17 protein-coding genes and 2 pseudogenes are annotated in these 22997 nt (G+C 66.9%); 14 read left to right on the forward strand and 5 right to left on the reverse strand.

The window, feature by feature from the left end:
• A pseudogene (locus U9980_RS28435) lies at positions 1-235 on the reverse strand (hypothetical protein); the annotation flags it as partial.
• A 1036-nt stretch (positions 236-1271) separates the two neighbouring features.
• On the opposite strand from U9980_RS28435, the gene U9980_RS28440 reads away from it, so the two are divergent.
• From U9980_RS28440 to U9980_RS06235, 4 genes and pseudogenes are all read left to right on the forward strand, one after another.
• Positions 1272-1940: a hypothetical protein gene (locus tag U9980_RS28440; protein ID WP_416210169.1), complete on the forward strand. Its 669-nt coding sequence runs from the start codon at positions 1272-1274 to the stop codon at positions 1938-1940.
• Positions 1941-2782: 842 nt separating this feature from the next.
• A pseudogene (locus tag U9980_RS28445) lies at positions 2783-3112 on the forward strand (bleomycin resistance protein); the annotation flags it as partial.
• 48 nt (positions 3113-3160) lie between these two features.
• Positions 3161-3358: a nuclear transport factor 2 family protein gene (locus tag U9980_RS28450; RefSeq protein WP_416210171.1), complete on the forward strand. Its 198-nt coding sequence runs from the start codon at positions 3161-3163 to the stop codon at positions 3356-3358.
• On the forward strand, positions 3342-3551 hold the full coding sequence (locus U9980_RS06235; protein WP_322767061.1) for a nuclear transport factor 2 family protein: 210 nt from the start codon (positions 3342-3344) through the stop codon (positions 3549-3551). The genes U9980_RS28450 and U9980_RS06235 overlap by 17 nt, the downstream gene beginning before the upstream one ends.
• A gap of 255 nt (positions 3552-3806) precedes the next feature.
• Here U9980_RS06235 and U9980_RS06240 read toward each other — a convergent pair whose 3' ends face one another.
• The gene (locus U9980_RS06240) at positions 3807-7724 is read right to left on the reverse strand and encodes a SpoIIE family protein phosphatase (RefSeq protein WP_322767062.1); all 3918 of its coding nucleotides are present in this window, start codon (positions 7722-7724) and stop codon (positions 3807-3809) included.
• 441 nt (positions 7725-8165) lie between these two features.
• Positions 8166-8714, reverse strand: a complete 549-nt coding sequence (locus tag U9980_RS06245) for a MarR family winged helix-turn-helix transcriptional regulator (RefSeq protein WP_322767063.1) — start codon at positions 8712-8714, stop codon at positions 8166-8168.
• 119 nt (positions 8715-8833) lie between these two features.
• Here U9980_RS06245 and U9980_RS06250 point away from each other — a divergent pair, with 119 nt between their 5' ends.
• From U9980_RS06250 to U9980_RS06260, 3 genes are all read left to right on the forward strand, one after another.
• Positions 8834-9466, forward strand: a complete 633-nt coding sequence (locus U9980_RS06250; RefSeq protein WP_322767064.1) for an FMN-dependent NADH-azoreductase — start codon at positions 8834-8836, stop codon at positions 9464-9466.
• Positions 9467-9632: 166 nt separating this feature from the next.
• Positions 9633-10622 carry a diaminopimelate epimerase gene (dapF, locus tag U9980_RS06255; protein WP_322767065.1) on the forward strand — a complete coding sequence of 330 codons (990 nt, stop codon included), beginning with the start codon at positions 9633-9635 and terminating at the stop codon, positions 10620-10622.
• A 102-nt stretch (positions 10623-10724) separates the two neighbouring features.
• The gene (locus tag U9980_RS06260; RefSeq protein WP_322767066.1) at positions 10725-11732 is read left to right on the forward strand and encodes a hypothetical protein; all 1008 of its coding nucleotides are present in this window, start codon (positions 10725-10727) and stop codon (positions 11730-11732) included.
• 104 nt (positions 11733-11836) lie between these two features.
• Here U9980_RS06260 and U9980_RS06265 read toward each other — a convergent pair whose 3' ends face one another.
• Positions 11837-12271: a CBS domain-containing protein gene (locus tag U9980_RS06265; RefSeq protein ID WP_322750852.1), complete on the reverse strand. Its 435-nt coding sequence runs from the start codon at positions 12269-12271 to the stop codon at positions 11837-11839.
• 868 nt (positions 12272-13139) lie between these two features.
• Here U9980_RS06265 and U9980_RS06270 point away from each other — a divergent pair.
• Positions 13140-13862 (forward strand): hypothetical protein, encoded by a 723-nt coding sequence (locus tag U9980_RS06270; RefSeq protein WP_322767067.1) that lies wholly within the window; start codon positions 13140-13142, stop codon positions 13860-13862.
• A gap of 428 nt (positions 13863-14290) precedes the next feature.
• Here U9980_RS06270 and U9980_RS06275 read toward each other — a convergent pair whose 3' ends face one another.
• A complete protein-coding gene (locus U9980_RS06275; RefSeq protein ID WP_322767073.1) occupies positions 14291-16561 on the reverse strand; it encodes an MMPL family transporter in 2271 nt (756 codons plus the stop codon).
• A gap of 342 nt (positions 16562-16903) precedes the next feature.
• Here U9980_RS06275 and U9980_RS06280 point away from each other — a divergent pair, with 342 nt between their 5' ends.
• From U9980_RS06280 to hpnE, 6 genes are all read left to right on the forward strand, one after another.
• Positions 16904-17554: a TetR/AcrR family transcriptional regulator gene (locus U9980_RS06280; protein WP_322767068.1), complete on the forward strand. Its 651-nt coding sequence runs from the start codon at positions 16904-16906 to the stop codon at positions 17552-17554.
• Between the two features lie 46 nt (positions 17555-17600).
• Complete coding sequence (locus U9980_RS06285; protein WP_322767069.1) at positions 17601-18107, forward strand: DUF192 domain-containing protein; 507 nt, start codon at positions 17601-17603, stop codon at positions 18105-18107.
• A 404-nt stretch (positions 18108-18511) separates the two neighbouring features.
• On the forward strand, positions 18512-19342 hold the full coding sequence (locus U9980_RS06290) for an SDR family NAD(P)-dependent oxidoreductase (protein ID WP_416210170.1): 831 nt from the start codon (positions 18512-18514) through the stop codon (positions 19340-19342).
• A 288-nt stretch (positions 19343-19630) separates the two neighbouring features.
• Positions 19631-20644 (forward strand): squalene synthase HpnC, encoded by a 1014-nt coding sequence (gene hpnC, locus U9980_RS06295; protein ID WP_322767070.1) that lies wholly within the window; start codon positions 19631-19633, stop codon positions 20642-20644.
• Entirely contained in the window at positions 20641-21546 is a 906-nt protein-coding gene (hpnD, locus tag U9980_RS06300; protein ID WP_322767071.1) for a presqualene diphosphate synthase HpnD, read from the forward strand. The genes hpnC and hpnD overlap by 4 nt, the downstream gene beginning before the upstream one ends.
• Positions 21543-22997 (forward strand): hydroxysqualene dehydroxylase HpnE (gene hpnE, locus U9980_RS06305; RefSeq protein WP_322767072.1); only part of this gene is annotated, 1455 nt, incomplete at its 3' end. The genes hpnD and hpnE, both read left to right, overlap by 4 nt.

The raw sequence follows: 22997 nt of genomic DNA on the forward strand, positions 1-22997 counted from the left end.
CGTGGCGCACCGGGTCGCAAAAATAGACTGGCATGCCGGTTCTCACGGTGAAATCGGCGTGCCGGGCCATCTCCTTACCCTGGTCCCAGGTCACGCTGTTCCGGAAGAACTCAGGCAGGGTTTCCATCTTCTTCGCGAGCAGGTAGGCGACGCGTTCGGCGTTACGGTCGTAGGGAATCCGCACCAGCATACGGCCCACCGGCGGGTGCACAACCTGACCGTTGACGACCTGCACACGTACTATGTCCTGGCAGGCGCCACCCCGGTCCTGGTCTACAACACCGGTGGAATGAATGGGTGTAGTGATGCCGCCTACCAGGGTGTTCTCCACATCCGCGAAGAAGCAGCGAGGGATGCCGCCGCGGGGTCGTCGCGAAACCATCACTTCGACATGACAGACGAAGAATTGGCAGATGAACCGCCCCGGGTTTGGTGGAGGTTCTGCTCGATAAGGGGATGGAGTCGTGTGCGCTGCGTTGGGCTTTGTGGAGATGAGGTCGGAGAGTTCATGGTATGGCCACGAGCTGGTTGGTGTCGACTGCGGGTCGATGCTGGGGGACGGGTGGGTCGGTTCGGTGTCGGGGTTGTCGCTGTGGTGATGATGGGTTTCGGCACGGCCTGTTCGGGGTCGGGGTCGGCGCGTCCGCCGGTCCCGGTGGCGTCCGCCGCTCCGGTATCGCAGGCCGCCGAGCGGCCTCCAGAGGTTGACGTGCGGGCCGTGCCGAGTGTGGCGTCCTCTGTAGATGTGCCGGCGCCCGCGAGTTCCGCGTCGGCTGATGCTGGTGTGCTGGCCAGTGTGCCCGGTGCGCTGTCGCTGGCGGTGAAGGACGGCTCGGCGGCGGTCGGTCGGCGGGGCTCCACCATTCGTCCATCGGCCGGGGCGGGTTCTGGAGCGTCGAGGAGTCCGGTGCCGCTGCCCTCGAATCCGACGTTCGATCCTGCTGCGGCGGTAGCGACGTCGATGGTGGGGTTGACGTTTGACAATCTGCCTCGTCCGCGGGATGCCGATCCGCGGTCCTCGGGGCCTACACCGCCGGCGGCCGGATCGACACCTTCCAGGGGTGTCGGGTAACAAGGCCCTGGTTGATGTCACGGTTCGTACTGCTGATGGCGAAAGGATCATAACTGCGACGGGTGGCCATCCGTTCTGGGTGGAGTCGCTGGGGCGGTGAGTGGCTGCCAGGGACCTCGCCTCGGGTGCTCTGTTGCGGACGTCGGCGGGCACGTTTGTGTAGGTCGGTGTGGTCCGTGCGTATACGGCTCACCAGCGGGTGCACAACCTGACCGTCGACGACCTGCACACGTACTATGTCCTGGCAAGCGCCACCCCGATCCTCGTCCACAATTCCGGGGACTGTCCGACGGTTGGGTCCGTCGATGACCTCATGAAGAATCTTGACGATGACGCGATCTTCCATTACTCGGACCAGAAGGGGTACGAGGGGATTCTCAGATCTGGAACGATTCGAGCGGATTCAAAGGGGTGTGCGTACGTTACCCAGGAGATGGTGTCGCCTGGCGAGATACACAACGTTTTCTTCGCCGGTAACCCTGCCTATGCGGGTAAGGGCGGCTTCATGATCGCAATTCGAAGGCGGGAGGGCGTATCTTTCCGAATAGGAGAGCAGCCTAACGAGCTAATACACCAGGGATCGTTGCGGTTTGACCGATCCGACAGCTGGATTTCGAGCAGCGCATCAAAACTGATCCGACAAACACGGAAGTCGGGGTCAATCACACGAATCACAGACACCAGAGCATCAGTCCTCGCCCAAAACGTCGATACGGATTGGCGTGTCTGGGTCGATACGCCCGTCCTGGATTCTCCTTTGGAGTTCATCCCAGCGATGATGTCCATCCAAGGATGGTTCCCCCACGCGAGACAGGCCGCCCCGATCATGATTTTTAGTCTTTGCTGGTTACGGTGTGCGATAGTCTGAATCGTCCTGGGTTCGGCGGAGAGTCGTACATGCTCCACGTCGCTTCCGTCGGAACGCTTTTGCATGCGGCGACGACGGAGCACCGACGGTAACCAATAGGTAGGGCTGTTGTGTATCTTTTGGGTAAAAGTAGCGATCTTTCCAGAATGTTCATGTTCGAATAGGCCTGGAAGGTTTTATACTGATTTTTATGTTTTACGGTCGACTGCTCTGGCAGCCCAAGGATCGGGTGCCCAGCGGAATGAAGATGGTCTTTCGTGTTGGGTTGATGACGGTGAGCGCACTGGTTGCGATCGCTGCGTGTTCACGACACTCGACGGCGGCGCATGTACCCATGCCTGTGCCGACGCCCTCCGTGCTCTCGACGGTTTCTGTTCCCTCGCCCGTGGCAGGCTCGACCGCCGACGAAGTGACGGCGTCGCCGAGCGCACCATCACCTGCGGCAAGTACCCAAGGCGCGGCGGAACGTCCGCCGGGTAGCAGTCCAACCAACGCCGGGAGCCAATCTCCGGCCAGTGGTAGGCGGGTTGTCGCCCGTCCGCACGCGACACTGCAACCGTCAGCTCGGCAGATCCCACCCCTGCCGCTCCCCTCCCTCAAGCCGCTTGCACCGGCCGGGCCGATATGGTCGTCATCGACGAACATAGCCTGGCCGCCTGGCTGGTCTCCGCAGGGCAAATCGTTGGTGCTCCGGGAGTGCACGCCGGGTACCTGCGGGGGTCCAGCCCCGATGGCCACCGGGACGCCCGGAACATCCGCCGGTGGTTGAGGCCGGGTAGCAACAGATTCTTGCGATTTTCGTTCTGGCCACCGCCCGGGGCCACAGTGGCACACTTGCCGGCGTGGACGAGGAAGCGATACCCATCCTGCACGTCAAGGATGCCGAAAGAGCCGTCGCCTGGTATACGCGGCTTGGCTTCGTCAAAGAGTGGGAGCACCGCTTCGAACCCGGGATCCCCGCATTCGTGTGCGTCGCAAGCGGCCGGGCGCGGCTCTTCCTGTCCGAGCACAGCGGTGACGCCCGACCCGACACGCGGGTCTATCTCCGCGTACCGAACGTCGATGTGATCGCAGCGGAGCTGAACGCCGATGTCGAAAATACTCCGTGGAACACACGTGAGTTCGAGGTTCGGGACCCGGATGGGAACCGCCTTCGTGTCGGATCCCCATCATCCCCGAATGTCGCCGGCTGCGGGGCCGGTGGTACCGGTGGTACGGGCGTGGCCGGCGCCGAGGCGCTGCGTGATGCCGAACGGTGTCTTCAGCGGGCACAGTTGGCCTCGGATGTCGCGGCGCTGGATCGGTTGATTGACGACCGGCTTGTGTTCACCGGGCCGGACGGCAGGCAGGCATTACACCAAGCAGGACGATCTGCACGTCCACGGATCAGGCGGGCAGGCGATGACGCGCGTCGATGAGGAGGACCTCGCGGTGCTGGTGGCCGGCGACACCGGAGTGACCTGGTTCCTCGGCACCCTGGAAGGGATCATGGACGGCGAGCCGTTCGTCGCCCGGGTCCGTTACACCCGCACCTGGGTCCACGACACCAATGGATGGCGTCTGATCGCGGCACATGTCAGCCTCGCCGACGGGGACAGCGCCGGGCGTTGATTCAGGCGGTTCCCTTGGCGCGGCCGGTGGCCGGTGGCCGGTGCATGCGGCTGCGGGTGCGGCTGGCTCCGGCTGTAGCTCACGACTGAATCGTGCCGCGACCAACGGCAAGATCTGCGCGAGTTTGTCATCGGGTACGCCTTTCCGGCCGAAAAGCGTACACAGCGACAAACTCGCGCCGATCATCACCTGGGGCAGAGGTAGACCATCACCTGGGCCGAGCGCCGATCATTACCCGGGCTGCGAGTGCAGGCTCTACGGGCGGCCGATCATGAAGGTGCACCAGACGGACTTGCCGCTGTCGGTGGTTCGCGCTCCCCAGCGATCCGCGATCAACGAGACGAGATGTACACCGCGGCCGTGCTCGTCGTCTGCGGTCGCTCGCCGCCGCCGTGGCAAGGTGGCACTACCGTCGCGGACGTCGAGAACCAGTTCGCCTCCGGCCGGTCGTAACCTCAGGTCCATGGGCGGTTTCCCGTACAGGATGGCGTTGGTGACGAGCTCGCTGACCGCAAGAACGACGTCGGCGGCACGCCCCGGTGAGATCCGCCAGGATTCCAGCGCCGCGGCAGCAGCCCGGCGGGCCTCCCGTACACCCTGACAGCTGTCGGGGATCTCCATGTGCAGGATGGGCTGACCGCCATCTGCTGACAACGTGCCATCTGCTGACAACGTGGCTGACAGCGGCGGTGCGACCTGGACGAGCAGCAACGCGATGTCGTCGTCCTGGTCACCGGGGAGCATCCGGTCAACGAGCAGATCCGGTAGTGCGTTGAGAGGGATGTCGCGGGATTCGGCCAGGTATCCGCAGAGCTTGTCGATGCCGGCGTCGATGTCACGGCCGCGTTGCTCGACCAGCCCGTCGGTGTAGAGGACCAGCACGGCATCCCGGGGGAGGGCCACCCGCTGTTCGGTGAATTCCGGAAGATCGGCGCCCAGGGGAGGCCCCGATCCCTCGGTCAACTGGTGGACCGCACCGGTCGGGTCGATGAGCAGCGGGGGCAGGTGACCGGCACTGGCAAAGGTCAGGGAGTGGTCGAGCGGGTCGTGGACCGCATAGACACAGGTCACGATCGAGTCCTCGGAGAGATCGCGGACTACCCCGTCGAGCAGCTCAAGGAGATCCGCCGGCGGCAGGTCGAGGCGGGCGTAGGCACGCACCGCCGCGCGCAGCTGTCCCATGACGGCCGCGGCGCGCACCCCACGGCCCATCACGTCACCGATGACGAGCGCGGTTCGGCCGGCGCCGAGATCGATCACGTCGTACCAGTCTCCGCCGACCTCGGTCTCGCCTTCGGCGCGGTAGTACACGGCGGTGTGCAGCGTGCCGTGAACGAAGGATGTGGTGGGGAGAAGACTTCGCTGGAGCTCGGCGGCTATCCGGTGTTCACGGGCAGCCGATTGTTCGATCACCGCCGTCGTCCGCACCGCTTCCTCGGCCCGCCGTCGCTCGGTGAGGTCCAGACACGAGCCGATGTATCCGGTGAAGCGGCCCGCCAGGTCGAAGATGGGACGGCCGACATCAAGTATCCATCGGAAATCGCCGTCCGAGTGGCGCAGCCGATACTCCATTTCGAAGGGCTTGCGGTCATCGAAGGCCTCGCGGTAGACGTTGACACAACGGTCGAGATCCTCCGGGTGCACACCGTCCGCCCAGCCGTGTCCCAGCTCCTGCTCGACTGTGCGACCGGTGAACGAAAGCCACGTGTTGTTGAAGTAGTCGCATCCGCCGTCCGTGCCAGACCGCCAGATCAGCAGTGGGAAGTCGTCGAGAAGGTGCAGATAGTGCGCGCCCACCCGGCGTGCCCGCTCCAGCTCCAGGTTTGCCCGCACCCGCGCTCGCAGCTCCGCGATCGAGAACGGTTTGGTCAGGTAGTCATCGGCCCCTGCCTCAAGCCCGGTGACCGCGGCATCCTCTCCTGCACGCGCCGACAGCGCGACTACCGGCAGATGCGCGGTCGAGGCGTCCGCACGGATGGCGGCGAGCAGCGCGAAGCCGTCCACCCCCGGCATCATCATGTCGGTGAGTACCAGGTCCGGCGGAATGCTCCGGATTCGGCGGAGCGCCGCGGCCCCGTCGGCCGCTGCCGTCACGTCGTAGTCGTCGGACAGCAGCGTGACGAGGTAGTCACGCATGTCGGCATTGTCGTCCACGACCAGTACCCGCGCCCGGCCGTCATCGCTGTCTGGATGTGGGCGCACGGCAGCAGCGTGCATGGGTCGGTCTGCCCCGTGCGTACTGCCCCCGGTGCCGCGGCTTCTGTCCCCGGCGTCGGGTTGCGGCCGGTTGGACCACCGCATCGCCTCGGCGAGAAGCCCATCCGCGGATTCGGTGAGAGCACCTGGAGGCGCGGACGTTCGGTCACCGTGGCCAGCGGCGACAACACTGTCGGTAGGCAAGTGTGCGTGACCGAACGGTAGTCGGACGGTGAAGGTGCTACCGGCTCCCGGCGCGCTCTGCACGCTGACACTGCCCCCGTGCAGAGCGGTGAGTTCGGCGACAAGCGCGAGGCCGATGCCCGCGCCTTCGTGCGAGCGCCCACCGGCATTCGGGACACGACGGAACCGCTCGAACAGTCGGACCTGCTCGGCCGGGTCGATGTCGATGCCGATGCCGGTATCGGTGACCGACAGTTCGGCCCAACGGGTCGGGCCCTCATCCACCGCGGCCACCCGGACGCTGATGGTGCCGTGCAGCGTGAACTTGAGGGCGTTCGACAGCAGGTTGATGATAATTTTGTCCCACTGGTCACGGTCGACCCACACCGGCTCGGGTAACGGCGGGCAGTCCACCACCAAGGCGAGGCCGGCTTTTTCGGTCGCGGCTCGGAACATACTTGTCACGTCCGCGGTGTGACTGGCCAGATCGACGGGCTCGTACTGGGGCTCCAGGCGGCCGGCCTCGATCCGGACGAAGTCCAGCAAGTTGTTGACCAGGCGAAGCAGCCGTAGCGCGTTGCGGCGCACCAGTTCGACCCGTTCGCGTTGGACCTCCGTGAGCGGGAACCTTTCGTCGGTGAGGGCGTCCTGCGCAGGGCCCAGCATCAGCGTCAGCGGCGTACGGAACTCATGGCTGATGTTGGCGAAGAAAGTCGTCTTCGCCGCAATGAGTTCATCCAGCGCTATAGCTCGATCGCGTTCTGTCGCATATGCGACCGCGTTCGACATCGAACTGGTGATCTGATCGGCGGCGAGGGAGAAGAAACTGCGGTAGTCGTCGTCCCATGGGCGCCGGGGACTGACCCCCGCAACGAGAACTCCGCGCGCGCCTACCGCCCGCAGCGGCAGGATGAGCGCCCGTCTGACGACACCGAGCCGTGGCGCGGGCACTGCCAGCCCTTCGACCAGGGTCGGCTCGTGCTCGTCGAACGCCGCACGTGCTTCGCTGGGCAACGTCGTACTCGCCGCCTCGATGGTGTCCATGCCTTCGCAGGCGACGAGGTGGAGGGTGGGCGCATGGCCAGGTGCAGCCCCGTCACCAGTCTGGCCGTCATCGCGGCCGTCATCGCGGCCGCCGGCCAGATAGAGCAGCGCGAACGGAACATCGGCGCGGGCCTCGCCGAGCGCCGTGGCTGCCCGTTCCAGCACCTCCTGGGTGGTTCGCGCCTCGTTCGTGCTGGATGCCAGTGACCGCAGCGTCCGCAGCCGACGCGCACCAACCACCTGCGCGGTCGTCTCCGTGCACGCGCTGAATACACCGCCGACATGACCGGAATCGTCCCGGATCGGACCGTTGGAGAACGTGAAATAACACTCCTCCTGATAGCCGTGCCGATTCATGGGAAGCATTTCGTCCTCGTAGCGGAAAGCTCCTTCGCCGGCCAGCACCGTGGACAACATCGGCCTGATGGCATCCCATATCTCCGACCACACTTCCTCGGCTGGTCGGCCCATCGCGGACGGATGTTTGTCGCCGAGCATCGCCATGTAGGCGTCGTTGTAAATCTTCACCAGCGCCGGCCCCCAGAAGATAACTATGGGGAACCGGGACGACAGACAGATGCCGATGGCGGTCCGCAGAGCCTGTGGCCAGGCCCACGGGGAGCCGATCGGTGTCGCAGACCAGTCCAGGTCACGCATCAGGGCCCCGGTGGCGCCGCCCGCGTCGAACACCTGGGCCAGATCTGTTGGGAGCGCAGCCGTCGTCGTCGCAGCCGTCGTCGCGGCGGTCATGGCCGTTTCGGTGCTCCCGGTCGTGGACGTTTGCCTGCTCTGGTGCTCCGTGCCCAGGTGCTCCGTGCCTACTGGATACGGGCTGCCGGGGCCTGCGCCGGTGGAGCGCTCAGCGATGATGTTCGGGTCCTCCTGGCTTGCGCGTGACTGCCCAGGCGCTCGGCCCAGCCGGCCGCGGTCCATGTGCACTCCGGCGGCCGACTCCTGATCTGACGGCACCATGGCCCCCCGCACCCGACCCACAGCCGGGCCGGTCTGCTTCGGTCCTTCGGTAAAGACCCAGAAGATACCCGTGCGATCCCGATGGAAACCCGGTCGATGATTGCGTCCGTCGACACCATCGGAGGCGAGACCATCCGAAGGTCATTGGCGATGGAATGTTCCTTCTGGGATGCCGCCGCGACGCAGTCGGTGAGGGTGAGGACGGTGAAACCGTCCTGGTCAGGTTTCTGCCGCCGGTGCGTCCGGGCATGTTCCCTGGCCGGTGACCGGACCTTGCACCGGCGGCAGCCCTGAGGCGAGGAGACCGGCGACCACGCGCCGTAGGGCGTCGGAAAAACTGATCTGCTCCTGGGCGGTCAACGGTGCCAGAATTTGTTGCTCGGCCAGGCGTAGGCGGGCGGTCACCTCCCGGAGTTGGGTGTGACCGGCTTCGGTCGGGCGGACTATGCGCGCCCGCCGGTCGGCCGGATCGGGGCACCGTCTGACCAGCGCACCGCGTTCGAGGTCGTCGATCAGGCGGACCATGACGGAGCGGTCGACACCGAGGCGGCGGGCGACCCCAAGTTGGTTGCGCTCACACCCGCCAGCCGTGGCCGAGAGCACCTGAAGCCCGCGTAGTCCGCCGGGAAAGTCCCCGACCGCGGCCTGTGCCGCCTGAAGGAACCCATGCAGGGCCTGGCTCAGCAACCAGCTGAGGTCTTCGTGGAGCTCCTCGGGCAGTACGGCCGCAGGCTCGGTCACCCCGACCCGTACTTCCGAATGGTCCACCCGTCCGATCCTACTGTTCGTCGTCTGAGATAGTCTCTGCACATGATGTGTGCCACGGAAGATGATTATCTGTCGGCATGATCTGATTTTGCATCTATCCACCACGGCAAGGAGATCGCGTGTCCACACTCCTGCACATCGATTCAAGCGTGAGCCCGGGCTCGGCGTCTCGGGCCGTCGCCGGCCAGTTCGCCGTTGCCTGGGCCGCCAGCCACGCGAATGGCACCGTCGTTCACCGGGACCTGGCCGCCACCCCGCCGCCACACATCAGCTGGGACGGCGTGACAGCCTCGATGACCCCGGACGAGGCGCGGACGGCTGAGCAGACCGCGGCCTGGCAGGCTCGCGAGGCGCTCATCAGCGAACTCGAGGCGGCCGACAGCCTGCTGGTCTCCGTCCCGATGTACAACTGGTCGATCACCTCGACTCTCAAGGCATGGATCGACAATGTGATCGCCCTCGGCCGGACGGTCGACATGACAGGCGGCCCCGGCGTGCTCACCGGCAAGCCGGTCACCGTCGTCACCGCCCGCGGTGGGGCGTACGGACCGGGCACCCCGCAGGAGGGTAACGATCACCAGGAGCCGTACCTGCGGCACGTGTTCGGGGCGCTCGGCGCGACCGACATCAGCTTCATCCACGTCGAACTGACGATGGCTGCGATCAACCCGGCTATGGCCGAGCTCGTCCCGCTGGCTGAGCAGTCGCGGGAAGCCGCGGAGAAGGCCGCACTGGCCCGCGCGGCAGCCTGACCGGTTCCGCCTGGCGCTCTGAACACCGCAGAGTGCCAGGCGCAGCAGGTCGTCGAACGCGGCGAGCGCGCGGTGGGCAGCGTCGGGATCGCGCGACCCGCCGGCGCCCGGCCCGTTTCCCGCCGTCGCACTACACTGAACCGCAGGTCGAGGTCGGAGGGCTGCGGTGAAGTTCGAGCTGCTGAAGGCGCATGGCTCAAGCAATGACATCTTTATTGTCGACGGTCGGCCCGGCGAGCTTTTTGCGACCACTGCTGAACTCATCGGATTCGTTCGGCTCGTCTGTGACCGGCAGGGTCCGCTGGGCAGCGACGGTCTGTATTTCGTGGACGATGCACGAGAAGTGCCCGAAGCGTTCTTTTTCAATCCGGACGGAACACCGGCCAAACTATGCGGTAACGGTCTGCGATGTGTTGGTCGACTCATCCTCGAACGTCGAGGTATCGAGATCGTGGACGTGTCGACGGGCGGCGGCCGGTTCCGGGTTGAACGGATCGAGGACGTTGCTGCCGGCGTCCCCGCCGTGGCGGTAGAGCTTCCCCCGGTGACATTCCGGGCCGCGGACGTCCCGATCGTCAGCCCAGGCGCCGAGCACGTCGACACCACGATCGCGGAGTTGCATCCGCGGCTGCGCTTCACCGGTGTCGCCGTTCCCAATTCGCACCTCGTCGCGATTGTCGACGAGTATGACGAGGGCGAGCTGGTGGCCGTGGGCGGCGCGGCGGCGAAAATACCGCGGGTTCTCCCGGCCGGTGCCAACGTGTCGTTCATATGCCGGCTCTCGGGGCCGCGGGAAATCTTCGTCCGCACTTTCGAGCGGGGAGCCGGGCTGACCCCTTCATGTGGGTCCGGAGTGGTCGCGTCACGCATGGTGTATTCCAGGCTCGGTCATGTCCCTGCGGACGAGGCGGTCGTGGTCCGTAATCCGGGTGGCAGCTCGGTGTGCCGTGTCACGTCTGGTCCGGACGGTTCCCAGATTCCGCGGCTGGAGGGCAACGCGACCTTTGTCTACCGTGCGGTTGTCGACACGGAGCAGCTGCGGCGTGATCATCGCGGAGAGCTTGACGTCGAGATGCTGACCGATGAGATAGCCGCCTACGAGCTGTTCTACGAGAAAAACATCCGGCGAATCCGCGACAGCGGAATCATCGTATAAGAGCACCGCCCACGACGCAATAGCCCTGTTTCAATGTACACGGCGTGCGGTCTGTCCTACACTGAACGTCATAGGTCGTTTCGACTCGATGGAGTGTCGGGCATGATCTTTCTGCGTAGTCGACTGCTCGTCATGTGCGGCGGCGTACTCGCCCTGGTCGCCGGCGGCTTAGCCACGTCCTGCGGCGGAGGCGGTAGCCGGGCCGGGTTGCCTCAGCCGACGTCCCCGACCAGCCGCGCGTCATCACCGATAGCCACCCCGACCCCGACCCCGACACCCAGCCCGACTCCCACCACGATCACGTCAGGCGAATATCAGACTGCCCTCTCGGCGCTGGACTCTGCACTTGCCCCTCGGTTTTCGGCCGTCTTTCTCAGCGGTACGCCGGCTGCCCTGTCCAACGCGTTCAAGAGCGCCGCGGGCGAGCTGGGAACCCAGGGCCTGACGCTGTCGCGGATCCGACCCCCGGCCAACGTCGCGTCCGCCCATCAGGATCTTGTCGCTGCGTTGTCGGCGTTGAAGAGTGATCTTTTGAACCTGGCCGGCGATGCCCGTGACCACACACTGTGCACCGGCGGCGCTGGCATGCCGAGGGCAGCCAGCGGTGACGGCGCGCGGGTGCTGCGCTTGGCCACGGCCGCGATCGCGTCCGCTGATCCCGCGCAGTCGTACAAGGTCGGGACGTTCATGCCGGCCGCCCAGCCGGACCTCAACCGCCAACCTGTCAACGGCAGTCTCGGCCCGGGAAAGCGTGGCGGTCTGGGTAAGCTGACCATCAAGGCGGCCACGACCGATGCGGTGATCAAGCTGACCGGGGGTGGAACGCTGATCCGGAACATCTACGTCCGGGCTGGTGCCACGGTGACCGCCGATGGCATTCCGGACGGGACGTTCGACGTGTTCTTCACCACCGGTACGGACTGGGAGGCTGCCGCTTCCCGCTTCACCCGGGACTGCGACTTCAGCAAGTTCGACCAGCCGTTGTCATACCAGACGAAGTACTTCTCAACGCAGACTCAGTACACGACCTTCACCCTGACGCTGTACAAGAGCGTCGGCGGCAACGCCAGCACCAGCAGTGTGGATCCGGATTCGTTCCCGGTTTCCTGAGTTCCCCGCCCGTCCAGGCCGAATGATACGAGCGGGGAGCTGCTTTCGCGCATCGCCTGGCCCGAACAGTGACGTCAGATGAGGCGACGTCAGGTAAGACGAGGTCAGGTAAGGCGATCGGCGGGGCCGGACTTGATGGCCTCCACGAGTTGGCCCAGTTTGTCCTCGGGGAGGTTTCTCGCCAGGTCGGCCTCGCTGATCATGCCTACCAGCTGGTTGTTCTCGATCACGGGAAGACGCTTGATCCGGTGGTCCATCATCTGGCGCATGACGTCATCAAGGTCGGCGTTCGCGTCGGTGTAGAACGGCCGGCCCTGCGCCAGATCCCTGGCCCGCGTTGTCAGGGGGTCCTTTCCCTCAGCGAGGCATTTGATCACGATGTCGCGGTCGGTAATGATCCCACGAAGCTTGTTGTCCTCGCCGCAGATCGGCAGCGAGCCCACGCCGAGGTCCCGCATCCTGCGGGCGGCGTCCACTAGAGTCTCGGTCTCACCGATGCACTCGGCGTCCCGGTGCATGATCTGATGTGCGGTAGTCATGCGGATCCCCTCTCCTTCTGGCCAGATAGCCTGACCAGATCTGCGGACCCGCGGCGACCAGTGGTGCGTGCCGTGCCGCCGACCACCGCGAGCGCTCTCGACTACTCGGGGCCACCGGGCGCGCGTATGGAAGTATGATCACGCGACCGTTGGCCTACCCTTTGACCGACTAGGTGGTACCCCGGATGTGTGACCGCATGCCGCGGGCGGATGCGTTCACAGCCGGCAGCCCACCTGGTCACCTGGGTGACCCGCGACTGGTCTGGACCGCGACTGGCAAAGTGGCTGGCGGCGAGCACTAAGACCGCCCGGCGACAGGGGCGTGGATGAAGGAGCGGGGCTGGGGTGCGTAGATCGCGAGGCGGAGGAGGGGTGAATCGGTATGAACCCCTCGGACAGACCCTGGGGCCTGTCGTGGTCGCGGCCGTTCAAACCGCACAGGCAGCCGCGAGCAGGTGGTGCACCGGCGGGCTGGCGACCCCCTCCGTCGCCAGCCCGCCGGTTTCCGGCTATCTCTTCTCCCCCAGTTCCACCCCCCACCTCGGCCCCCCAGCCGAGGTGCGCCCGCGGTATCCGATCGTGCTCTACCGGTGGGCGCAAAACAGATCCTTCCGGACCCGCAAACGTCCGAACAGAGCGCCCCCGCACCGGAGCAGGGGTGCTCCCCCGCTGAACGGGTCAAAGGCGATGTGATCGTGGTTCTGGCGCATCGCCGGAGGCCGCAGTCCCCGGGGCGCGAAGGGGGCAGCGCGACCCCGGTTGACCTGCGCGGATTCCGCCCGGGCCCGCGACCTGCAGATGACAGCCGGCAGGCCTTTTCACAGTTACGCTCATCGGGTGGTTGGCATGAAAGGGGCGGCGGGAACGCATGGTCGCAAGAGGGGTACCGGATGCGGCACCGCCGGCGGTCGTCGTCGCGAGGATCACCGCCAGCGGGCGGAGGTGGGCGCTGGGGTCAGGCCGTCGACTGACCTTCGGCCGCGCCGGCTGCGACATCCCGTTCGGGGCCGACCCGCAGGACCTGATGGTGTCCCGCCGTGCTGGAACTCTGGCCGAAAGTGAAGGCGCGATTGTCATCGGTAACACCGGTCGGCATCCACTCCTGGTGCTGACCGCGGACGGGGACACCCATCGCATCCTGTCCCCGGCGACGGCGGTCTCGGCCGGTCTCGCCGAGTTCCAGATCGTCGCAGTCGGCGCGGATGGTCAGCGCCATGAGATCGGCGTGGTGCACTATCGCCGCCAGCCGGTACATCGGGAGCAGGACACGATGCAGCTTTCCGTCCGGCTCACCCAGACCGAACGCCTGCTGCTGGTCGCGTTGTGCGAACCCCGCCTGCGCACGGGCGACAACCATGCGTCGTTCGCCACTTACCGGGAGATTGCCCGCCGGGTCAACCGCGACGACAACTACGTCCGCTCGCGCCTGGCCACAGTCCGGAGCAACCTCGCCGGGCAGGGGATCCCGGGACTGCTTCGCGATGAGCCTGGTCCCGCTTCGCGGCGGCTGCCGGACTACATCGTCCGGCTCGGCGAGTGGGTGCTGGCCGCTGGTCACATCACCGTGGCCGACCTCGATCTGCTGGCCTGACCGGCTGCTCGATCACCCCTGATCGAGCGCCTGATCCTAGGGTGCCGTTGTTCGTGGCGACACTCCGACTACTTAGAGTGTTGTTATCAACACTCTAAGTGTCTGTAGGGTGTGCGTCAGAAGATCGACCAACGGCGGGGGTAATCACTTTGTCCACCATGGTCCGCGATCAGGCAAACGTCGCGCCGACACCGCTCATGCCGGCTTACGGTGCCCTGGTCGTGTTTGCGCCGAACATGATCGGTAGCGCTCGGTTCACGCCGAGTCGCGGCTACCGCCGTGCGCCAGACCTGGTGTGACCCGGCCGTCCGATGAGATGATCACACCGCCTCCTCGGACCGCCACCACGGGGGCACTCCGCGCCGCTGCGGGGTGCCCCCGTGGCACCCCACCAACCGGCGACGCCGTGCCCCTGTTGCCGGGCGCTCTCAGGCGTGATTGTCAGCTCGCCAGGTCGGTGGAACGTGCGTGGAAGCAGCTGGCTGGTCCGCGCCGGTGTCCTCGTCCGCCGGCGTGATGACCTCGGCGGGTACCGGCGTGTTGCGAATCTCCTCGATCTCTTCGGGTGCCTCCACGGACACGCTCGGCAGTAGGTGATCCAGCCAGCGTGGCAGCCACCAGTTCGCCTTCCCGAACAGGTGCATGAGCGCCGGCACGAGCAGGGCGCGGACGACGAAGGCGTCGATCAGTACGGCCACCGCGAGTCCCATGCCGAACAGTTTGATCACTCGGTCGTCCGCGAGGGTGAAGGACGCGAAGACCACCGTCATGATGGCGCCCGCGGCCGTGATCACCCGTCCCGTCTCGGCCTGGCCGAGGGAGACCGCGATCCGGTTGTCCCGCCGGACCAGCCACTCCTCGTGCATCCGGCTCACCAGGAACACCTCGTAGTCCATGGACAAGCCGAACAGGATGGCGAACAGCATCACCGGTAGGAACGGCTCTATCGGCCCGCCCTTGACCCCGACGATCCCCGCGAACCATCCCCACTGGAAGATCGCGACGATGACACCGAACGCCGAGCCGACCGCCAGCAGGTTCATCACCGATGCGGTCAGCGGGACGATGACACTACGGAACACCGCCACGAGCAGGCTGAAGGCCAGGGCCACGACCACGCCGATGAACAACGGGAGTTTGCTCGTCAGCACGTCGGAGAAGTCCTGGAAGGTCGCGGTCGTGCCACCCACCTTGACGTCCAGGGCGCTGCCCTCGGTCGCCTGCGGGATGATCGTTCTCCGTAGTCGCTTGAGCAACGCCGCGGTTTGTGCGTCCTGTGGGCTGGTCGTCGGGAACACCGCCACCGTCGCGGCCTCACCGTTGGGGCTCGATCGCGGCGGGGTGACGAACGCGATACCGGGCACGGTGCGCAGTGCGGTCACGACCGCCTCGAGAGCATTCGTGTCAGCGGGGGAGTGGATCGCGGCGACGAGGGTGAACGGGCCGTTGAAGCCCGGCCCGAATCCGCTGGCGAGAAGATCATATGCGCGTCGGGAGGTCCGCGACGGCGAGCCGTTGCCCTCGTCGCCGCTACCGAGCCGGAGGGCGAAGAACGGCAGCGCAGTGATTAGAATCAGAATGGCGGACACCGTCGCGTACATGGCCGGGCGCCGTTCGATCCGCCGTGCCGAACGCCACCAGAATCCGGACGGATGGGCGGGTTCCGGGCCCTTGTGGGTGAGCTGGACGCGTTCGGCCCGACCGAGCACCTTCATCCCGTAGAAGCTGAGCAGCGCTGGCAACAGGGTCACCGCGGTGGCCATGGTCAGCGAGACGGTGAGGGTCGCGGAGATCGCGACGCCGTAGAGGAACGTCACACCGAGGGCGTACATACCGAGCAGGGCGATGCACACGGTGAGCCCCGCGAACAGGACGGCCCGGCCGGACGTGTTGATCGCGGTGACGGCTGCTTCCTCCGGCGTCTTGCCCGCTCGTAGGCCGATACGGTGCCGGTTGACGATGAACAGGGCGTAGTCGATGCCCACGCCCAGGCCGATCAGGGTCGCCAGCGTGGGTCCGAACTGGGCGATGGACATCACATGGGACACCAGGCCGATGCAGGCCATCCCGACGCCGAGGGCGATGACCGCGGCCACCAGGGGCAGCGTCATCGCAAGCAGGGTCCCGAACGCGATGAACAGGATGATCGCAGCGGCTACGACGCCGAGTAGTTCGCTCGTGTTCTGCTGGGGCTGTTCCACAATGGACACCGCGGTGCCGGACAGTTCCACCTGGAGCGCCCCGCCATCGGCCGCGCGGGCGGTGTCTATGATCGCTTTGAGCTCGTCGCGGGGGATCTCAACCGCCTGGTCGTCCAGCGCGACGGTGGCGAATGCCGTTGTTCCATCCCTGGTGAACTGCTCCGCGCCCCGCGGCTCGAACGGGCTTGTCACGTCGACGACACGGGGGAGGTCGGCAACCCGCTGGAGCATCGCCGTGGCGTCCGCTTCGACGACAGGGTTGTAGAGGGTGCCGGAGCGGGCGTGCAGCACGACGCTGGTGGTCTCGCCGGATGCGGCGGGGAACTCCCGTTTGAGCAGGTCGATAGCCTGCTGCGACTCGGTTCCGGGGAGTGAGAAGTTGTTCTTGTAGTCCGTACCGGCGGCATAGGCGGCCCCACCGAATCCGAGCAGGGCGCCAAACCACAAGAGTAGGACGATCCAGCGGTGACGGAAGCACCAACGCGCGAGCGATGCCACGGGTTTCCCCCCGGTCTGGGCCGATGGACGGGTCAGGGTCAACGTGCGGCCGGAGAGCGCGCGATCGTGGTTCTTTTCGCGCGCTCGCAGGCCCGGTGGGTCTGGACGTGCGACCGGCAACAGGAGCTTCGGGCAGGCGGCGCCCACGCGGCGATCCCCGGCCCGCGGCCTCGGTCTCCTCCGCTTGGATCTCCGCTTGCTGGTCCGCCCCTGCTGACGGGCGCTCTGAACGATCGGTCGGTCGGGGTAGTTTACCGAACGGTCAGTAGACATGGATCTGCATGGGGCGAGGGTATAGGTTCTTCGCTACCGACCTCCCGGTGAGAGGGGTGTGGGGCGACGATGTCCGGCCGCGCACCGCGCGCTAACGCGGTGGACACGCGCGACCGGATTCTCGCTGTCGCTGTGCAGCTCTTCAACGAGCAAGGCTACGCTGGGACATCGATTCGTGACATTGCGGAGCGGCTCAGTATGACGAAAGCCGCTCTCTACTACCACTTCGCGTCCAAGGACATGATTCTGGACGCAGTAGTGCAGCCGTTCGTAGAGGCGTTCGGTCATGTGAGGGATCTCTCGCGCGTTGATCCGCCGGCTTCGGCGCGGACGATCATTGAGGGTCTGGTCGAGGCGATGGCAGGGCCGGGTGCTGTGCTGTTCGCCTTCGTCAACGATCCGTCGGTGATCCATCGACAGATCGGTAAGGGTGACATCGCATCTCACCAGGATGCGATTGTGACTGCTCTCGCTGGTCCTGATCCCACTCCGTTACGGCTCCTGCGGGCGCGTTGTGCCGTGGGGTGCGTGCAGGCCGGTATCCTCGGGACCGCGCTGGCACGGCGAGCTCTGGCGCATGCCGGTGCCGGCCCGACCAGCGCGACGGGCACAGGGGGGACGCATTCGGTGTTGGTTGGTGACGACGTCGCCGAGCCGCTGGTTCCTGACGACGTCCGGCGGGAGGTCGTCGAAGCCGCCCTCGCCGCGCTCGGTTGCTAAGAGCGGCCGGTGGACGGCGGTCTGCGACCGGGGTGCGGCGTCACGGGTGACCTTTCGGCACCGGTGGAGTAACGTCCGGATAGTGCTTCGGTCACGTTACGTGCTCGCCCTGGTAGCCGTGCCGCTTGCCGGCACAGCCGCCTGCCTGACCACGGCGCGGGTTTCCGACGCGCACGGCGGGCAGATGGCAACACGGAAGGTACGGGTCGGCACGGTGACCCTCACCGCGGAGGTCGCGGACACGCCGACGCTGCGTGCGCGTGGCCTCATGGGCCGTACGTCGCTGCCCGCCGGGACCGGGATGCTCTTCGTCTTCAACGGTGAGGCCTCGGACGGCTTTTACATGTATCGGACGTTGCTGCCCCTGTCGATCGCCTTCGTCAGGTCGGGGCGGGTTGTCACGGTTCGTGAGATGACACCGTGTTCCGAGGTCGACTCACAACGTTGCGAGATCTATCGTGCCGACTCGGCCTACACCGAAGCCGTCGAAGCGCCGGAGGGTACGTTCAGAAACGCCGGCACGCGTCCAGGGGACATGATCGAATTCGACTAGTCACATCCAGTTATCCAGGGACCTTGGCCTCCGGCGGCGCGAAAAACCATGATCGCGCAGCCTTTGGCCCTATAGTGCGGCGGCGTGTCGGTGATGCAAAATCGATGTTCCGATGTGAGAAGACCTACAAAGCGACAATCCTATTTTGGGTGAATGCCGACGGGATGCCATGTAGTGCTTGCAGTGTGGATCCGTCGGTGACGTGACGGGTCCGACAAGGCTTTCGGCCTGGTGTCGTCCAGCTGACGATGGACGTTCCGGCCGTGGGGCGATGAAATAGGGCTAGGCCGAACGTGGCCGACCGTTTGTCGCCAGCGCTGTCGACACCCAGGTTCCGAAGGCCTGACCGCGACCGTCTCCCATCCCGGGAGGAGGCGACCACCGCGCGACCGGAGGGTTTTGTTGTGCACACACCGGCCCGTCCCACTGTTCCGGACAGCCGTTTGCACGTTGTCGCCGAGCCGTCCCGTTTCGGGGGCAGCCGGGGGTGGCCGCCCAAGACTGCGATCGTCACCGGCGCCAGCAGCGGCATCGGCAGGGAGGCTGCGCTGCTTCTGGCCGCGATGAACTGTCAGGTCCTGCTGGTCGGTCGTAACGGCGTGGCGCTTGACGAGGTTGCGGCATCGACAGAGGGCCACCGGATTGCCGTGGACCTGTCGGTCCCGGGATCCGAGGCCACCGTGGCCCGCCGTGGCGAGGATCTCCTCGGTGACCTGGACCTGCTGGTGTGCGCGGCCGGTCTCGGTTGCGCGGGACCCTACGACCAGCTTTCCCACGAAACTCTCGCCGAGTTGGTGGCGATCAACGTGCTGTCGCCGATGGCACTGGTCCGCTCGGTGCTCCCGGCCATGCTCGAGCGCGGGCACGGGCGCATCCTCCTGGTCGGAAGTATTGCCGGCGCGCTTGGTGTCCGTGGTGAGGTTGCGTACTCGGCGACCAAGGCGGCGCTGGTCGGGTTCGCGAACGCGCTGCGTTCCGAGGTTTCCGGCCGGGGCGTTTCGGTTACTCTGTGCTTCCCCGGGGCGGTTGACACACCTTTCTTCCACCGCCGTGGAGCGCCGTACGTCCGAAAGTGGCCACGTCCGCAGCCGGCCCGCCTCGTCGCTGAACGCATGCTGTTCGCAACTGGACGCGGGCAGGCCGAGGTGTGGGTTCCACGGTGGTTGTCCCTTGCCGCCCGGGTACACGGAGCCGCGCCGCCGCTCTACCGGCGGCTGGCGAGTGTCTTCGGGTAGGTGCATCGCTACCGTAAGTTGTCCGGGGCGTGGGTCGGCCCCCCGGCACCGGGACGGACCCCGTTCATCGGCCACGCGACCGGCGGGGGATCGCTGGCTGGACGACGTCGCGCCGGTGGCCACCGAACGCGGCGGCTGTGAGGGTCCTACCGGCCGACGGCGACGCGCTCAGCGCCGTTGCGGTGCGGTCGGAGGCCCGATGGATCCAGAAAATTGACCGGTTCGAGCGCGCCGCCGGGTTGCTCCGGCGGTTCGCGTCAGGCCCAACCGCTGACGAGGGGGAGGCGCATGACTGCTAGCGACGCAAAGATCGGCCCACTGCCAGGCGGGCCGACGGGAGCATCCGGTGCGCCGCTGCCGGGGGTGGCCCTGCATTCCTCGCCCCAGGATGTGCTGCGGGCGGCTTCCGCCGAGAACTTCACCGTGTCTCCGCTGATTCTTCCGGCTCGGCAGCGGCAGCACCTGTTTGCCATCTACGGATTCGCCCGGCTCGTCGACGACATCGGAGACGAGGCGACCGGCGACCGGCTCGCCCTGCTCGACGCTCTCGAAGTTGATCTTGAGAAGGTCTGGGCGGGCATGCCGACCTTCCCGATCAACCAGGCGCTGGTGCCGACCGTTCGGGAGTGCGCTCTGGATCCCGAGCCGTTCCACCGGCTCGTGGCGGCCAACCGGCAGGACCAGCTCGTCACCCGTTACGACACCTTCGACGACCTGCTGCGTTATTGCACTCTGTCCGCGGATCCGGTCGGCCGCATGGTGCTGGGAATCTTCGGGGTCGACACGCCCGACCGGGTCGCCCTGTCAGACCGGGTGTGCACGGCGCTCCAGATCGTGGAGCACTGTCAGGACGTGGCCGAGGACTTCGCGGCGGGGCGGATCTACCTGCCCCGCGAAGATCTCGCCAACTTCGGGGTGCGCGAGGAGGATCTGGCGCGTCCCAGCGCCGGGCCCGCGGTACGGGACCTGATGGCTTTTCAGGTCCTGCGCGCGCGCCGCATCCTTGACGAGGGCACCCCGCTGGTCGGGCGGGTGAACGGTCGGCTGCGGTTTGTCCTCGCGGGTTTCGTCGGCGGTGGCCGCGCCGCCTTGGACGCGATCGCGCGGGCCCGTTTCGACGTCCTGCGCGGTGCCCCCACCGCGCCGAAGGCCCGCATCGCCCGGTACAGCGCGGTTGTGGCACTCGGGTCGGCCGCACCGTCGCACCGCCGGGCCGCCCGCGTGGCCCGGTCCGGGCTCCCCCCACTGGTCACCGGCGGCGGGATCATCGCGAAGCCCAGTGGGCACGGAGGTGGCGAATGACCGTCAACGGGCCGCTGTGGTCGCCCACAGTCACCGAAGCGTATGCATCGTGTGAGAGCCTCACCCGGGAGGCCGCGCGTAACTTCTCCTACGGCATCCGACTGCTCCCGGCAGAAAAGCGGGCAGCCCTTTCCGCCGTGTACGCCTTCGCCCGCAGGCTTGACGACATCGGCGACGGTGACCTGCCCCTGGCCGAGAAGGTCGTTCGCCTGGCCGCGGCCCGGGCCGACATCCTGGCCCTCGGCACGTCCAGCACGGATCCGGTCCTGGTCGCGCTCAGTGACGCGTGCCGGCGCTTCCCCATCCCGGTCGACGCTTTCAGCGAGCTGATCGACGGCGTCGAGATGGACCTGCGGGGGGTGACGTACGAAACTTTTGACGATCTTGTCGGATACTGTCGGCGGGTGGCCGGCACCATCGGGCGGCTGTCGCTGGGAATCTTCGGCACCGAGGCGGCGCACGCGAACTCCAATGCCCCCACGGTCGCCGACGAACTCGGGATTGCCCTGCAGCAGACCAACATTCTGCGAGATGTCCGGGAGGACCTGATCACCGGCCGGATCTATCTGCCACGGGCCGAGCTCGACAAGGCCGGCATCACTCTCGTGCTGGGCCCAGATGGTCAGCTCGGCGGTCCATCCGACGCACTCGTCGGATATCTGCGCGACTGCGCACAACGCGCCGACGAGTGGTACGGGCGGGGCCTGAAGCTCCTGGGCATGCTCGACCGTCGCAGCGCCGCCTGCTGCGGCGCGATGGCCGGGATCTACCTGCGACTCAACCGCCGGATCAGGATGGACCCGACCCCCGTCCTGGCGGAACGGCTCTCGCTGCCCGGGTGGGAGAAGGTCGTGGTCGCCGCCCGCAGCCTGGCCGGCCGTCCGGAGGTGTCGGTCGGATGAGCCTGCCCACGACGCCCCTGCCCACGACGCCCCTGCCGGTGACGCCGCTGCCCGGCCCCGGCACCCCTGGCCAGGGGGGACACCGACTTGTCGTGATCGGCGGTGGTCTGGCCGGCCTGTCAGCGGCCCTGGTCGCCGCTGACGCCGGTGCCGAGGTGACCGTGCTGGAGGCACGGCCGCGCCTGGGCGGGGCGACCTCCTCATTCGCCCGGGACGGCAGGTGGGTCGACACCGGCCAGCACGTCTTCATGCGTTGCTGCACGGCCTACCGGGCGTTCCTGCGTCGGCTCGGGGTCGAGCACCTGACGACGCTGCAGGACCGACTGGACGTCCCGGTGCTGCTTGCCGGGTCCGGTACGCGTGCCCGGCTGCGGCGCACCCGCATCCCGTGGCCGGCGCCGCTGCATCTGACCCCGGCGCTGCTGGGATACAGGGCGTTCCCGATCGGTCAGCGGCTACGGGCGGCGCTCGCGGCCTACCGGCTCGGTCGGCTCGACCCGAACCGGCCCGAGGTCGACGGTGCCTCGTTCGGTAGCTGGCTGGCCGGCCAGGGCCAGTCCCCGGCAGCCATCGAGGCGCTGTGGGAGCTCTTGACCGTCGCAACCCTCAATGCCCCGGCGGACTCGGCGTCGCTCGGTCTCGCCGCCACGGTTGTGCGTACCGGTCTGCTCGAGCGGGCGGACGCCGGGGACATCGGCTGGGCTGACGTCCCGCTCCAGCGGCTTCACGGCGACGCCGCTGCCTCGGAGCTCGCCGACCTCGGGGCGGATGTCCGTACCGGCGTGAAGGTTCGTGAGCTGACGAAAACAGCGACCGGTTGGCGTGTGGTCACCGACAGTGGCTCCATCGAGGCCGATTCCGTGATCCTCGCGGTGCCCCCACCGGCGGCCGCCGCGCTGCTGCCGGCCGGCGCGGTCGAGGGCCAGGAGCGCTTCGTCGAGCTCGGCTCCGCGCCGATCGTCAACGTCCACATGGTCTATGACCGCAAGGTGTTGGAGGGCCCGTTCCTCGCCGTGGTCGGATCTCCGGTCCAGTGGGTCTTCGACCGCACCGCGTCGAGCCGGAGTATCGCGTCGAGCGGGTCCGTCGCGTCCTCGGCCGTGGCAGGGCCTGACGCGGGTTCCGCGCAAGGGTCCGGGCCGGCCGGCCCTTCGGGTACGGGTACGGGTACGACGGGTATGCAGTATCTGGCGATTTCCCTGTCAGCGGCGGACGAGTGGATCGACCGGCCGGCGAGTGAGATTCGCGGCATCTTCGTCGAGGAGATGCGCCGGCTGCTGCCGGCCGCGCGAGGCGCCGAGGCGATCGAGGTGTTCGTGACCCGCGAGCGCACGGCAACGTTCCGCCAGGCGCCTGGCACCCACGCGCTGCGCCCTGGCCCGGCCACGGCGTTGCCGGGACTCGCGTTGGCCGGCGCGTGGACCGACACAGGCTGGCCCGCGACCATGGAG

The organism is Protofrankia sp. Cr1, assembly GCF_963555865.1.
Lineage (GTDB): Bacteria > Actinomycetota > Actinomycetes > Frankiales > Frankiaceae > Protofrankia.

Coding starts and splice junctions, on each gene's coding strand:
- U9980_RS06265 (WP_322750852.1), bottom strand. CDS start 12,271: ATGACTACCGCACATCAGATCATGCACCGGGACGCCGAGTGCATCGGT.
- hpnC (WP_322767070.1), top strand. CDS start 19,631: ATGACTGCTAGCGACGCAAAGATCGGCCCACTGCCAGGCGGGCCGACG.
- U9980_RS06270 (WP_322767067.1), top strand. CDS start 13,140: ATGGTCGCAAGAGGGGTACCGGATGCGGCACCGCCGGCGGTCGTCGTC.
- U9980_RS06240 (WP_322767062.1), bottom strand. CDS start 7,724: ATGACCGCCGCGACGACGGCTGCGACGACGACGGCTGCGCTCCCAACA.
- hpnD (WP_322767071.1), top strand. CDS start 20,641: ATGACCGTCAACGGGCCGCTGTGGTCGCCCACAGTCACCGAAGCGTAT.
- U9980_RS06235 (WP_322767061.1), top strand. CDS start 3,342: ATGACGCGCGTCGATGAGGAGGACCTCGCGGTGCTGGTGGCCGGCGAC.
- U9980_RS06260 (WP_322767066.1), top strand. CDS start 10,725: ATGATCTTTCTGCGTAGTCGACTGCTCGTCATGTGCGGCGGCGTACTC.
- U9980_RS06280 (WP_322767068.1), top strand. CDS start 16,904: ATGTCCGGCCGCGCACCGCGCGCTAACGCGGTGGACACGCGCGACCGG.